The 13,445-nt window shown below is 59.0% G+C and carries 16 protein-coding genes; 9 read left to right on the plus strand and 7 right to left on the minus strand.

Annotated elements, in window-relative coordinates:
• Positions 1-26 precede the first annotated feature (26 nt).
• Positions 27-1,406 (plus strand): sodium:solute symporter, encoded by a 1,380-nt coding sequence (locus tag BLU01_RS05140; protein ID WP_092271601.1) that lies wholly within the window; start codon positions 27-29, stop codon positions 1,404-1,406.
• 301 nt (positions 1,407-1,707) lie between these two features.
• On the opposite strand, the gene BLU01_RS28180 is transcribed toward BLU01_RS05140, so the two are convergent.
• Both BLU01_RS28180 and ptrR read right to left on the minus strand, forming a co-directional pair.
• Positions 1,708-1,836, minus strand: a complete 129-nt coding sequence (locus tag BLU01_RS28180) for a PA1414 family protein (protein ID WP_256592735.1) — start codon at positions 1,834-1,836, stop codon at positions 1,708-1,710.
• Between the two features lie 139 nt (positions 1,837-1,975).
• Entirely contained in the window at positions 1,976-2,869 is an 894-nt protein-coding gene (ptrR, locus tag BLU01_RS05145; RefSeq protein WP_092271604.1) for a putrescine utilization regulator PtrR, read from the minus strand.
• A gap of 104 nt (positions 2,870-2,973) precedes the next feature.
• Between ptrR and BLU01_RS05150 the strand changes: the two genes are divergently transcribed.
• On the plus strand, positions 2,974-4,167 hold the full coding sequence (locus BLU01_RS05150; RefSeq protein WP_092271606.1) for an MFS transporter: 1,194 nt from the start codon (positions 2,974-2,976) through the stop codon (positions 4,165-4,167).
• On the opposite strand, the gene BLU01_RS05155 is transcribed toward BLU01_RS05150, so the two are convergent.
• The 3 genes from BLU01_RS05155 to BLU01_RS05165 all read right to left on the minus strand — a co-directional run bounded on the left by BLU01_RS05155 (position 4,112) and on the right by BLU01_RS05165 (position 6,522).
• Entirely contained in the window at positions 4,112-5,044 is a 933-nt protein-coding gene (locus BLU01_RS05155; protein WP_092271608.1) for a DMT family transporter, read from the minus strand. The two genes, BLU01_RS05150 and BLU01_RS05155, sit on opposite strands and share 56 nt — an antisense overlap.
• 170 nt (positions 5,045-5,214) lie before the next feature.
• On the minus strand, positions 5,215-5,607 hold the full coding sequence (locus tag BLU01_RS05160; protein WP_092271610.1) for a DUF2177 family protein: 393 nt from the start codon (positions 5,605-5,607) through the stop codon (positions 5,215-5,217).
• 78 nt (positions 5,608-5,685) lie between these two features.
• Positions 5,686-6,522 (minus strand): CvfB family protein, encoded by an 837-nt coding sequence (locus BLU01_RS05165; protein WP_092271612.1) that lies wholly within the window; start codon positions 6,520-6,522, stop codon positions 5,686-5,688.
• A gap of 351 nt (positions 6,523-6,873) precedes the next feature.
• On the opposite strand from BLU01_RS05165, the gene BLU01_RS05170 reads away from it, so the two are divergent.
• The 3 genes from BLU01_RS05170 to BLU01_RS05180 all read left to right on the plus strand — a co-directional run bounded on the left by BLU01_RS05170 (position 6,874) and on the right by BLU01_RS05180 (position 8,969).
• A complete protein-coding gene (locus BLU01_RS05170; protein WP_017337097.1) occupies positions 6,874-7,062 on the plus strand; it encodes a hypothetical protein in 189 nt (62 codons plus the stop codon).
• Between the two features lie 240 nt (positions 7,063-7,302).
• Positions 7,303-8,022, plus strand: a complete 720-nt coding sequence (locus tag BLU01_RS05175) for a TorF family putative porin (protein WP_092271615.1) — start codon at positions 7,303-7,305, stop codon at positions 8,020-8,022.
• Between the two features lie 77 nt (positions 8,023-8,099).
• Positions 8,100-8,969, plus strand: coding sequence for a DUF6279 family lipoprotein (locus BLU01_RS05180; protein WP_092271617.1), 870 nt, complete (start codon positions 8,100-8,102; stop codon positions 8,967-8,969).
• Positions 8,970-9,091: 122 nt separating this feature from the next.
• Here the strand turns inward: BLU01_RS05180 and BLU01_RS05185 are convergent, their stop codons facing one another.
• A complete protein-coding gene (locus BLU01_RS05185) occupies positions 9,092-9,487 on the minus strand; it encodes a transcriptional regulator (protein ID WP_092271619.1) in 396 nt (131 codons plus the stop codon).
• Positions 9,488-9,661: 174 nt separating this feature from the next.
• Between BLU01_RS05185 and BLU01_RS05190 the strand changes: the two genes are divergently transcribed.
• Positions 9,662-10,396 (plus strand): DUF899 domain-containing protein, encoded by a 735-nt coding sequence (locus tag BLU01_RS05190; RefSeq protein ID WP_092271621.1) that lies wholly within the window; start codon positions 9,662-9,664, stop codon positions 10,394-10,396.
• 93 nt (positions 10,397-10,489) lie between these two features.
• Here BLU01_RS05190 and BLU01_RS05195 read toward each other — a convergent pair whose 3' ends face one another.
• The gene (locus BLU01_RS05195) at positions 10,490-11,398 is read right to left on the minus strand and encodes a LysR family transcriptional regulator (protein WP_092271622.1); all 909 of its coding nucleotides are present in this window, start codon (positions 11,396-11,398) and stop codon (positions 10,490-10,492) included.
• 180 nt (positions 11,399-11,578) lie between these two features.
• Between BLU01_RS05195 and BLU01_RS05200 the strand changes: the two genes are divergently transcribed.
• The 3 genes from BLU01_RS05200 to BLU01_RS05210 all read left to right on the plus strand — a co-directional run bounded on the left by BLU01_RS05200 (position 11,579) and on the right by BLU01_RS05210 (position 13,251).
• Complete coding sequence (locus tag BLU01_RS05200) at positions 11,579-11,854, plus strand: hypothetical protein (RefSeq protein WP_092271623.1); 276 nt, start codon at positions 11,579-11,581, stop codon at positions 11,852-11,854.
• Positions 11,855-12,054: 200 nt separating this feature from the next.
• Positions 12,055-12,639, plus strand: a complete 585-nt coding sequence (locus tag BLU01_RS05205) for a papain-like cysteine protease family protein (protein WP_092271624.1) — start codon at positions 12,055-12,057, stop codon at positions 12,637-12,639.
• Positions 12,640-12,651: 12 nt separating this feature from the next.
• Complete coding sequence (locus BLU01_RS05210) at positions 12,652-13,251, plus strand: hypothetical protein (RefSeq protein WP_092271625.1); 600 nt, start codon at positions 12,652-12,654, stop codon at positions 13,249-13,251.
• Positions 13,252-13,445: the final 194 nt, after the last annotated feature.

A 13,445-nucleotide genomic window follows, 5' to 3' on the forward strand; every position in this document is an offset into this window, starting at 1 on the left:
AAAAAGACAATCGGAGACACGCCACCATGGCCCTGGATTTATTCGTCGTCCTCATCTACGCCGCCGCGATGCTTGTGCTCGGTTACTTCGGCATGCGCAAAGCCAAGACCAACGAAGATTACCTCGTCGCCGGTCGCAACCTCGGCCCCACGCTGTATATGGGCACCATGGCCGCCACCGTGCTGGGCGGTGCGTCGACCGTCGGCACCGTGCGCCTGGGCTACGTGCATGGCATTTCCGGTTTCTGGCTGTGCGCCGCGCTGGGTTGCGGGATTGTTGCGCTGAACCTGTTCCTCGCCAAACCGCTGCTCAAACTGAAGATTTACACCGTTACCCAAGTCCTGGAAAAACGCTATAACCCGATGGCCCGCTCGGCGAGCGCGGCGATCATGCTGGCCTACGCGCTGATGATCGGCGTGACCTCGATCCTCGCAATCGGCACCGTGCTGCAAGTTCTGTTCAACTTGCCGTTCTGGATGTCGGTGCTGCTCGGTGGTGGTGTAGTGGTGGTTTACTCCGCGATCGGCGGCATGTGGTCGCTGACCCTGACCGACATCGTCCAGTTCGTGATCAAGACCGTCGGCCTGATGTTTATCCTGTTGCCGATCTGCCTGTACCGCGTCGGCGGCTGGGATGAATTGGTGCTGAAACTGCCATCGACCGCGTTCAATTTCACCACGATCGGTTGGGACACGATCATCACGTACTTCATGATCTACTTCTTCGGGATCCTGATCGGCCAGGACATCTGGCAGCGCGTGTTCACGGTCAAAACCGCAAAAATCGCCCAGTACGCCGGCACCTTCGCAGGCTTCTACTGCATTCTCTACGGCCTCGCCTGCGCATTGATCGGCATGGCCGCTCACGTGCTGATTCCGGACCTGGACAACGTCAACAACGCCTTCGCCGCCATCGTCAAACTGTCCTTGCCGGACGGCATCCGTGGCTTGGTGATCGCCGCCGCACTGGCCGCGATGATGTCCACCGCCAGCGCCGGTCTGCTCGCCGCCTCCACCACGTTGACCGAAGACCTGCTGCCAAAACTGCGGGGCGGCAAGCAGTCGAGCCTGGGCATCAACCGCCTGTTCACCCTGCTGACCGGTATCGCTGTCCTCGGGATTGCGCTGGTGGTCAACGACGTGATCAGCGCGCTGACGCTGGCTTACAACCTGTTGGTCGGCGGCATGCTGATTCCGTTAATGGGCGCGATCTTCTGGAAACGCGCGACCACCTCCGGCGCCATCGCCAGCATGGGCCTGGGTTTCGCAACGGCGCTGATCTTCATGGTCAAGGACGGTTTCGACGCCAACACGCCGATCTACTACAGCCTCGGCGTGAGTCTGGTGAGTTTCGTGGTGGTGAGTCTGCTGTCGCGTCGCCCGGCAGTAGTGGCGAGCGCTGCGTAAGGCTTGTAACGACTTGATGTTTTCTTCGACGGGTGTGGCGTCGGTTGCCACACCCGTTTTTTTTCGTCTGAAGAAAACTGAGGGAATGGGAGCAGATGTCTGTTGAATATCAGCCAGCGCTAGACACAACGCGCACCTGTAGCAGCTGCCGAGCACCGCGAGGCTGCGTTCGGCAACAACGTCGTCGTGAAAATGGAATTCAAGTGCGCCAGGTTCGGCGACTGCTGCGCAGTCGAACGCAGCCTCGCGGTGCTCGGCAGCTGCTACAAAACGGTGCTGGCAGCTGCGGGAGATGGGGCCCTTAGCGGCGGCGCGGTTGGCGTCGGCGCTGTTCGTCGTCCGTGCGGATTGGCACAGGTTGCATAGGCGGTTCAATCAGACCGAGTGCAACACCCAGATCGTGCAGCCAGTTTTCGATTTTCTCTTTCATGGTGCCCCCTTCAGGGTAGTGCCGAGTGGCGAAAATTCTGTAGCCACTTCGCACTGATAATAGTCCGAAGTCCTACGCAATGCTCGCCGAAGATCGCAATGATCTGTTACTGAATTGATCAAAATTATTGACCGATAGTTCAAGCCGTCGCCAAAGCCTGTGGTAGCGCTGTTGGATAAACCAACTGCTGCTGCTCCAGCCACGCGTTCAAATTCGCGCCGAGCATGCCTTTGCGCCACATCAGCCACGTCGTGGCGCTGGCGAACGGCTCGGCCAGCGGGTGCACCGCGACGCTCTCACGGCCCGGCAGGCTGGCGAGCATCGACTCCGACATCAGCGCCACACCAGAACCGGCAATCACGCACGCGAGCATGCCTGGGTACGATTCAATCTCGATTGCTCGCCCCATCGCCGCGCGGTCATGGGCGAACCACGCTTCGAGGCGCATCCGGTACGAACAACCCTGGCGAAAAGTAAACACCGAGCGCCCTTCCACATCCAGCGCACTGCGGATCGGCGGATGATCGGCCTCGCTGATCAGCACCAGCCGTTCGTCGCACAGCGGCACACCGTCGAGCCCGGCGAGTTCCAGCGGACCGTCCACCAGCGCCGCATCGAGGCGCCCGGTGAGCAGACCTTCAAGCAATTCGCCGCTGGGGCCGGACTGCACTTGCAGGTTCACCGCCGGATAAGTGCGGTGATAACGCGCGAGCAATCCCGGCAGGTGAATCGCCGCCGTGCTGTACATGGTGCCGAGCACAAAGTCGCCGGCCGGTTGCCCGCCCTGCACTGCCGCGCTGGCTTCGTCATGCAAGGCAAACAGCTTGGCGGTGTAGTCCAGCAAGACTTTTCCTGCAGGTGACAGCTGCAAACGCTGACGCTCACGGAGGAAAAGCTCTACGCCGAGTTGCTCTTCCAGTTGTTTAAGGCGCGTCGACAGATTCGACGGCACTCGGTGCAGGCGTTCGGCGGCGCGGGTGATCGAGCCTTCCTGAGCCACTGCCTGAAAGATCCGCAATTGGCTGAATTCCACGACCCTCTCCAAATCAGAACAAGTTGCTCACTATTATTCATTTTTAAAGAAAGTCAATCAGTCCTAGCCTGACGGTCATCGATCCAATTGCAGGAGTGCCGACCATGAGTCCGCTGATTCGCTTATCCGCCAGCTTCATAGCACTGATGATGGCCATGGGCATCGGGCGTTTCGCCCTTACGCCGCAACTGCCGCACTTGCTCAGCGAAGGTCAGATCGACCTGACCGCCGCTGGTCTGATTGCTGCGGCCAACTACCTCGGCTACTTCGTAGGTGCGGTGGACGCGATGTTTGCGCGGCGTCACCACCACGTGAGGCTGCGACTGCTCGGCGGTTTGTGGTTGTGCGTGCTGCTGACGCTGGCATCGTTCTGGGCCGACGGCTTTTGGTCGCACCTTGTTTTGCGTTTCGGCACCGGCGTGGCCAGCGCCTGGGTGCTGGTGATGATCTCGGCGTTAAGCCAGCCGTTAGCCGCTGCGGCTGGCCGTCCTCGGTTGGGCGCGCTGGTATTCGCCGGACCAGGTCTGGGGATTTTTCTCACAGGTTTGTTGGCATTGGGCTCACACCTGCTGGGGCAAACCTCCGCCACTTTGTGGTTGGTGTATGCCGCCGTCGCGCTGGTCATGCTGTTGGGCATTTTGCCGTTCCTGCCGCAACCGGCAGCCACGGTCAGCTCGGCACCGACCGTCAGCACTGCGGGCAATCAAGGCATTGCTCGCCTCGGCGTGATCTACGCGCTGTACGGTTTGGGCTACATCATCCCGGCGACCTTTCTCTCGCAGATGGCCAACGCGCAGTTCAGTGGCCAGCCCCATGGGCAGTGGATGGCGGACTTGTTCTGGCCGTGCTTCGGCCTCGCCGCGGCGATTGGCGTTGTACTCGTCAGTCTTCGTCGGCACAACCCGAATGCCACGCGGCACTGGCTGATGGCGACTTTGTGGCTGCAAGGATTCGGGGTATTTGCCTGCTTATTGGGCAGCGGCCTGGGCCTCGCGCTGGGCGTGATCCTTTGCGGCGGGCCGTTCCTGGCGTGCATGCAACTGGTGATGCAACGCTCGCGGGAATTGGCGCCGCACGCCACCCAACGCAACGCCGGATTGCTCACCGCATGCTTTGCCCTGGGTCAGCTCGCCGGGCCGCTGCTCGCCGCCATCAGCAGCCATTTCAGCGGTGGTTTGCAACCAGCGCTGGTGGTCGCCGGCAGCGGCTTGTTGATTGCCGGCGGCTTGTCGCTGAGCCCGCTCAGTTCTGGCCGAGGGCTTTGCGCAAACGACGGCGAACCCACTGCTCAGCGCTGACAAATGTGATGCCGAGCAGCACCAGCACCGCGCCGATCACAAAGTTCAGGCTTAACTCTTCGCCCAGCAGCACCACGCCAAACGTGACGCCGAACAACGGCGTCATGAACGAAAACACCGCCAGGTTGGCCGCCAGATAACGGCGCAGCAACCAGAACCAGGTCAGGTAACTGAAGAACGACACCACCAGCCCCTGGAACAGCACGCTGGCCACCGCCACGGTGGTCAGGCTGACGTGGGTGACTTGGCCGCTGAGCACCGCGATCAGCAACAAGCCGACAAAACCGACGATCAATTGATAGAACAAGGTCAGCGTTACCGGCGCTTCCGACAGGCGTGAGGCCCGCACCACCACGGTGGTCGCGCCCCACGCCGCGCCGGCCAGTACGCCCAACGCATCGCCGAGCAACATGCGCCGGTCGAGGTTGTCCCACGACACGCCGCCAGCGAACGCGATAGCGATCCCGATAAACGCGAGCACAATCCCCAGCCATTGCACCGGGCGCAAACGCTCACTCGGCAGCAACCAATGCACGCCCAGCGCGGTGAAAATCGGCGCGGTATAGAGGAACACCGACATGTGCGCGGCCGTCGTCAGTTGCAGGCCTTCGGAAATAAACAGGAACTCCAGGCCGAACAGCCCGCCGGCGAGTAGTCCACCGCGCCAGGTATGGCTGACTTGATCCCAACCACCCTTCCAGCAGATGAGAATTCCTACAAGCAACGCGGAAATTCCCGAGCGCCCGGCGGCTTGCATGACCGGCGCGATGTCCGGCGCCGCCCATTTGATCATCACTTGCTGCACGCCCCAGATCAGGCACAGCCCGAGCATCACTTGCAGGGCAAAGCCATCGGCGCTACGCCTTGTAACGCTCACCGGAACACCTCGACAACACAATCCATGGCAGTCACTCGACAGTCAAAACAAAGCCCCGGCGTGCCTGTTGACCAGGCATCGCCGGGGCGAAAAATGTGTGCTGTCGATTATTAACCAGTTGGCCGGAAAAAGCCGCCTGCAAGCACTGCTGTTGTCGCGCGCAAGATGGCTTACAGCGCTTTGCGCGCAAGCCAATATCCGGCAACGCAAGCAAGGCAAGTTGCCAACGTGCCCCACGCCATGTCCATCAACGCCAGTTGCGCGGGCCAGCCATTCAATGTCGCCCAGTTGGTCAAGTCATACGTGCCGTACGCCACCAGCCCCAACAATGCGCCGAGCCGCGCCGCGCGTTGCCAGCTCTGCGCCGGCAACACGACAAACACCACGCATCCAACGATATACAACAGATAGAACGCCGCTGCCGGGACCAGCAGCGGTTGTTCGAGCATCAGCGAACCGAGCAGCGCGTGATAGGTCGGCGCCATCAATACGCCAAGCCAGAGGCCGTCGAGCAGCAGAAACGCCAGCAGGGTGCCGACGTAAGCGAACAGGATTTTTTTCATCAGACCGACCTCAAGTGAACACCGGCGCGGGAGCAGCGTTTTACTGGTCCTGCATGTTCTACATGGGCCGGTGCGAGGTCAGCTTAGTTCAATGCGATCCGCGTGAATGACGATCTGGCCGTTCTTGTACAACGCGCCGATGGCCTTCTTGAAGTTGCCTTTGCTGACCCCGAACATGCTGCTGATCAAGGTCGGATCGCTCTTGTCGCTGATCGGCAGCGTGCCGTTGTTGTCGCGCAACTTGGCGAGGATCTTCGAGTTCAGGCTGGTGGCGGCTTCTTCGCCGACCGGTTGCAGGCTCAGGCTGATCTTGCCGTCGCTGCGCACTTCCTTGATAAAGCCCTTTTCTTCTTTACCGGCGCGCATGAACTTGAAGATTTCGTTCTTGTGAATCAAGCCCCAGTGCTTGTTGTTGATGATGGCCTTGAAGCCCATGTCGGTCGCTTCGGCCACCAGCAAATCAACTTCCTGACCCGGCGTGTAGTTGGCCGGCATCTTGTCCAGGTAACGATCGAGGCGCGCAGTCGCGGTGATGCGGCGGGTGTGCTTGTCGAGGTATACGTGTACGACCACGTACTCGCCCGCCGTCATCTGGCGTTTTTCTTCGGAGTACGGCAGCAACAGGTCCTTCGGCAAACCCCAATCGAGGAACACGCCGATGCTGTTGACTTCAACGACTTTCAAACTGGCGAATTCACCGACTTGAACTTTCGGTGTTTCGGTAGTTGCGATAAGTTTGTCATCGCTGTCCAGATAAACAAAAACGTTGAGCCAATCTTCATCTTCGCTGGGAATATCTTTGGGGATATAACGATTCGGCAGCAGGATTTCGCCATCCGCGCCGCCGTCCAGATATAAACCGAAGTTAGTGTGTTTAACCACTTGCAAACTGTTGTAGCGCCCGACTAAAGCCATTTCCAATACCCTCATTGCGTGGGCGGCATTCTACCCGGTTTTGCGAGCTGCGTTCGCCACCCGGCCCGGTGGCGCGAGAAAATCCTCTGCAAGCCTTTATTTTGCTGGGCTGCTCGAAGGTGATACGGCCGCTCGTCCGACGGATTGCTCGGTCTTCATCAATATTTGCTGCTGCGCAGGCGCCACGCGAATCGCCTTGTTGTTATTTAAAACAGCAGCTTAGGCGGATATTTCGAACAATAATTTGCGAATAATCGAGCAATAGCCTCGGTTATTTCAGGGGGATATTTGCCAAGCAATTGTCAAGTATTTCCTGTACTATGCCTGGCCAAGTTAATTTTCTACAGGTTAATGGCCGCCATGCGTGTAAAAGCATCCAACAGCAAAGCAAAGCCAGCTCCAGCCGTTGAAACCAGCGAATCGATCAACAATCAGATCGCTGCTTTCCTCAAGTCTGGTGGCGAGATCCAGCAAATTGCCAAAGGCGTCAGCGGCCAGACATTCGGCCCGTCCAAGCAAATCACGCTCGGCAAAAAGTAAGGCCTGCTTCAACTGGTCCATAAGCGCTTTGAGCTTCGAAGCGCTTCGACTGGAACCTCCCCGCAACACTTCTGAACCACTCCCGAAACGCCCTCCGCAGCCCGCGCAAAAAACCTCAATATTGCAAAAATCGACGAACGGCCTTCGATGCCGAGCATTCGCCGGTATGCTTGCACACGTCTAGATCAAGCGTTTCAGTAGGTTTTTGGTTCCTGCTCCTCGCTGTTCATGGAGTGATGCATGCTCAAACCCTCTTATCTATTGCTCGGCAGCCTCCTCTTGTCGTGTTCGTCAGCCAACGCGCAAATCTTCCAGCGCGAATTGGGTGACTTCGATCTGAAATTGGGCACCACCCCCAGCCGCAGCATGGCCCAAGGCCTGGTGAAGCCCGCCGCCACCGGTTCATTCCACGGCGGCCTCGACCTCAGCCACGACAGCGGTTTCTACGTCGGCCAGTGGTCACCGAGCGCCGGTCTGAATCCGGGCAGCAACCTTGAAATCGATTCCTACATGGGTTTCAAGCAGCCTTTCGACCGCACCCTCGGCTACGAAGTCGGCATGATCCAATACAGCTACCCGAAAGTGGACACGCTCGACAGCCAGGAGCTGTTCGGCGGCCTGACTTTTCTCGGCAGCCGCTTCGGCGCGGCGTTCAGCAACGATCCCGACAAACAGAACAGCACGGTCTTCGCCGACCTCGGTGGCAACCAGCCGTTCGGCATCGGCATCAGCATGAAATACACCACCCACCAACTGAACACGCCGGTCTCGGTCGACAGTGGTTCGATCAGCAGTTTTACCGACTGGTCGCTGCAATTGTCCCGCGCCTTCATGGGCGTCGACCTCGACTTGATCTACAGCGACTCCAACCTCAGCGGCAGCGATTGTTCGGCCTATTCCGGGCACAACAGTCAGTGCGACGGGCTGGTCACGTTGAAGGCCGAACGCGCCTTTTATTGATCGGCTTGAACTGCCGGGCTTATCTTGCGTTCTGATAGACAACCCCTCAGAAGCCAGGCTTTCGCAAGGACTCGACCATGTCGTGCTGGTTCAAACGCGTCGCCCTCCTCCTCATCATCAGCCTCGCCCTCGGCGCATGCAGCCGCGTTGGCCTGGCTTACCGCAACCTTGACGTGATCATTCCGTGGACGCTCGGCGACTACCTGGACATGAGCGGCGAGCAGAAAGGCTGGTTCAACGAGCGCCTCAAGGAACACCTGAGTTGGCACTGCACCACGCAACTGCCCGGTTATCTGGATTGGCTCGACCGGTTGCAGGCAATGGTCGAGGCCAACCAGGTCACCGACGAGGCGCTCAAGACGCGCACTCAGGAAGCCAAACAGGCGATTGCGCAAACGGCCAAGGAAATTACCCCGTCGGCCATTCAATTGCTGAAGGGCCTGGATGATCAGCAAGTCGCGGAAATGAACGAGGCGTTTGCCAAGGACCAGCGCAAGCGTCAGGAGGAATACCTCAAGCCGTCGCTCGCGCAGCAGATCAAGGAACGCAGCGAACGCATGAACAAGCGCCTGAACGACTGGCTTGGACCGCTCAGCCCGACTCAGCAGCAGCGTGTAAGCGCGTGGTCGAACGCCTTGGGAGATCAGAATCAGCAATGGATCGCCAACCGCGCACATTGGCAGAACCAGTTCAGCGCGGCCGTGGCGCAGCGCCAAAGTGCAGAATTCCCACAACGAATCGAGACGCTTCTGGTCAATCGCGAGAGTTTATGGACACCGGCTTACCGGCAGGCCTACGACAACACCGAAGCACAAGCGCGCAGCTTGCTGGTGGATTTGATGGCCGAGAGCACGCCGGAACAGCGCCAGCGCCTGTTGAAGAAGATCGAAGGTGTGAGAAAAGACTTCAACGATCTGAAATGCCTGAAAGCTGCTAAGCAAAGCTAAGCCGAACGCAGATCAAATGCAGGAGTGAGCCTGCTCGCGCTAGCGGGATAACATTCGAAATTGCTGTCGAATGTCACTTCGGTATCGCGAGCAGGCTCACTCCTGCATGGGTTTCGTGTTGATCAGGCGATTTGCGCTTTCGATGCGACTTCGTCAAACGTCAGCTCATCCAGCGCATCTTCCTGTTCATCCAGCACTTGGCGTGGATGGTCGTTACCCGGAATGCTGCTGTCGATCAGGCTGAGCAGACTCGAGCCACGCGGCGTCAATTTGTAGTTAGAACCAGTGCCACCCTCTTCTTCCGGCAGAGGCTCGATAAAACCCCGCTCCAGCAATAACTTTTCGTACTCGCCGGCCACCGCTTTAAGGTGATCAAGGTTCTCGGCTGGCGCACCGTCCTCTTCATTTGCCTTGGCAGCGGCGTGATCCTCGGCATAAGCCCGTGGGGCGAAGCTGCTGTCAGCGTGCTGCACTTCGTGCAACAAGCGCTCGATCAAATCCCAGTTATAAGTCGTCATCCTTTCAACCTCCAAGCCAGAGTGTGTGATGGCCTTCATTGGTTGTGACCCGCGCGGCCGGCAGCCGTTCAGCCGGGTTTTCGAGCAGTACCGACCGGCGGTATGTCGAAATCCGCGCACCTCAGACGACTAGGCTGTGTAAGTGAACGCCCCACACTGCGCAGGAGAAATCCGATGAACCTGCAGAATCATCCCGTGGTATCGCGGGAAGAATGGATCGCCGCCCGTAAGCAACACCTGGCCGACGAAAAAGCCTTCACCAAAGAACGCGACCGGCTCAGCGCCGAACGCCGCGCCCTGCCCTGGGTAAAGATCGACAAGGATTACCGCTTCCAGGGCCCCAACGGCGAACTGAAACTCACTGACCTGTTCGGCGACCACAGCCAACTGGTGATCTATCACTTCATGTTCGCCAAGGGCTGGGGCGAAGGCTGTGACGGCTGCTCGTTCCTCTCCGACCACATCGACGGCGCCAATTTGCATCTGGCCCATCATGACGTCGCAGTGGTGGTGGTTTCCCACGCACCGTTCGCCGAATTCCAGGCTTTCAAGCGTCGTATGGGCTGGAAGTTCGACTGGCTGTCGTCAGAAGGTTGCGACTTCAACTACGACTTTGGCGTCTCCGCCCGGGCCGAGGATGTCGCGGCTGGAAAGGCTACGTACAACTACGAAAAATCCGACTGGACCGAGGAAGAACTCCCCGGGCTGAGCGTGTTTTATCGCAACGAAAGTGGTGACATTTTTCACACCTACTCAACCTATGCACGCGGTCTGGACCTGCTGGTCGGCGCCTACAATTACCTCGACCTGACGCCGAAGGGCCGTAACGAAGAGGAAATCATGGAGTGGGTGAAACACCATGACAAATATGACGACGAGGGTTCGTCCAGTTGCTGCCATAAAAAGTGATCACCCATCCGCTCCAATGTGGGAACGAGCCTGCTCACGGACATCCGACATCGCAGCGCTGGTAGGCCGCGCAAGCTCTCTCCCACACGCGGATCAAGAATCCGGCCGCAGCGGCTTCTTCACAAAATCCACAAACGCCTGCAACGCCGGTTCCGTCTGCCGTTGCTTGGGGTAATACAAGTAAAACCCGGGAAAGGCCGGCGTCCATTCCGCCAGCAAATGCACCAGCCGCCCGGAAGTGATGTGCTCGCGCACCTGATGCTCGAACAGGTAGGCAATGCCCGCCCCTGCCAGCACCACGCGGGTGAGCATTTCCGGCTCAGTGACCTCCAACGGACCATTGACCGAAATCGCCAGCCGTTCGCCGCCACGCTCGAAATCCCAGGGATAAAGACTGCCGCCGCTGGCTTCGCGGAAAGACAGGCACTGATGCTCGCTCAGATCGTGAGGCGTGTGCGGCGTGCCGAACTGCTCGAGATAGGCCGGTGAGGCGACCACCATCATTTCCAAGTGGCCACTGAGCTCCACAGCGATCAGGTCGTCCTCGGGACTTTCCCCGAGCCGAATGCCGAGATCAAAACCACCGCTCGCCACGTCCACCGGGCGTTCGTCGGTGACGATGTCGAGGCTCACACCCGGATACGTATTGAGGAACGGCCCCAGCAACGGCGCCAGATAGTGCACCGCCGCCACCCTCGGCGCGTTGATGCGCAAACGTCCACTGGGCGGCGCACCGGGCGTCTGCGCAATGCCGGCCAGCGCCGCGTCCACTTCGTTGAGCGCCGGTTGCAAACGCAACAACAGCCGCGCGCCGGCATCGCTGGGCGAGACGCTGCGCGTGGTGCGATTGAGCAAACGCACCTCGAGGCGCTCTTCGAGTTGGCGGATAGTCTGGCTCAGGGCCGACGCCGACATGCCGAGATGAGCGGCCGCCCGCACGAAACTGCCATGCTCGACCACCGCTACGAAAGCCCGTAGCTGGGCGTATTCACTGCCGCGCATTATGTATGGGCTCCTTAATGATTGGCGTCGATACTAACGTGTTATTGAAGGAATGCGGACGGTTGATTGTGCGAGAGCATTCAGCCTACTCGCCGTGCCGATGCCGACAAGCTGAACTTTTCATGCCATTTCACCCTCAACCGAATAACCCGCCCGACACGGAACCCCGAGGCCTCGCCGATGAAAACCTTACTCAAACTGACACTCGCCGCCACGCTTGCCTGCGCCTTGCCCGCCTGGGCCTGCACGCCCGAAGAAGCCACGATCAAACGTGAGCAATTGGCCAAGGAAGTGACCAAGCTCACTCAGCAGAACCCTGAGAAAGCCAAAGAGATCAACGACGAATTGCAGAAGATGGATCTCGGCACCGCCAGCGCCGATTTGCCGGACAAGTGCCAGTTGATCGATCAGCGCCTGAAAGAGTTGGGGACTGCCGAGAAGAAGGCCGACAGCTAACAGCCAGTTCACAAAAGCAGCCTCAGGCAGATGCTTCAGGCTGCATTTTTTTGTGCATGATTTTGCATTAATGCATTTTTATGTTTGCGTTAACGCATATTACATCCTAATGTTACTTCGAGCCCGCCATCAGCGGCTCAGCAAAATCGCAACACCATCACAAGCTGGAGCTTGTTTTTTCTCTCATGGAGGATTGAAAAATGTTAACCACTGAAGCAACGCAATTCACCGGCGAAACCCTGCCAAGGTGCCTGCTCGATCACTTGCTCGACGCGCAACTGGTCGACGCCAAATCGGCGGCACCGCTCAACGCGCAGGCCGCCGCCAGCCTCAACTTCACGATGCAGCAACAGACGCAAAGCAACTGGTGCTGGGCCGCGGTGTCGGCGTCGGTCGGCAACTATTACGGCACCGGGTCGTGGACGCAATGCGGTGTGGCCAGCGCTAACCTGGATCGCAATTGCTGCAATCAACCGGGCCCGTGCAACGTCTATGGCTATCTCGATTCGGCGCTGCGCACCACGCGCAGTTTCAACGGGATGAATCAGGGCTCGCTGCAGATGTCGGCGATTCAGAACCAGATCAACATGGGCCGACCGATTGGTCTGCGCTGCGCCTGGTACGGCGGTGGCGCGCACTTCCTGACGATCTACGGGACCAACGGCAACTACCTGTTGATCGCCGATTCGATCTACGGCTATTCGACGCGCGCGCTGAACTCGTTCCCCGGTTCGTATAACGGCGGCGGCAACTGGACCAACACTTACTTCACTGCGAAAAACTAGGAGGGCGAGATCATGCAACTGACTTATCCAAAGGCGCCTTCCAACGGCGTGCAAACATTACGCCCGGCGCTGCAAGCGGCGCTGCACACCAAAGGTTTCGGGGTTAATCGCCAGTTTGCCAATGCGACCGCGAGCAAGATCAGCCTCAGCGAGGCCTATCGCGGTTACTCGCTGAGTCTGGAGGACTTGAGCCACGGCAAAGGTCTGCAAGACGCCAAGGTCGGCGACTGGCATTACCTGGTATTCGCTGACGGCGTGACGATTGCCGATGCGCAACTGGCGGACGTGCGCGGCCACGTCGAGTTCGCCTCGCTGAACCACGGGGTCATCGCGGCCGCCACGGTTGGCGCGCTGAAACTGGCGGAACAGTCGGCGCAATTGCAGGGTAAAACCGTCGAATTGCGTGTGCTGTTTGTCTCGGCGATTCATCTGGTGGCGATCTGGCTGCATGCCGACGGTGAAGACGTGCTGATCCCGATTGAGCCGACGCCGAAGGAATTGGCGGTCACTCAGTTGTACAGCGAAGCGGCGCTGCTGGCGTTGCTCAAACCTGCGGCTGATCGGGCGAAGCAGGGTTTTGATGCTGACAGCAGTGGTTTGCTCGGGAGCTGATAAACGTTGGGCATAAAAAAACCCGGACATTGTCCGGGTTTTTTATTGGGTCAGCAGGCGTTGCACTGAACCTGTGGTGCGCAAGCTTTTGTGGTGAGGGGGCTTGCCCCCGTTGGGTTGTGCAGCGAGCCAGAAAAAAAACCGGGAGCGCTTCGCACTCCAACGGGGGCAAGCCCCCTCGCCACAGCGAGCTC

The sequence above is a fragment of the Pseudomonas prosekii genome, assembly GCF_900105155.1.
Classification (GTDB): domain Bacteria; phylum Pseudomonadota; class Gammaproteobacteria; order Pseudomonadales; family Pseudomonadaceae; genus Aquipseudomonas; species Aquipseudomonas prosekii.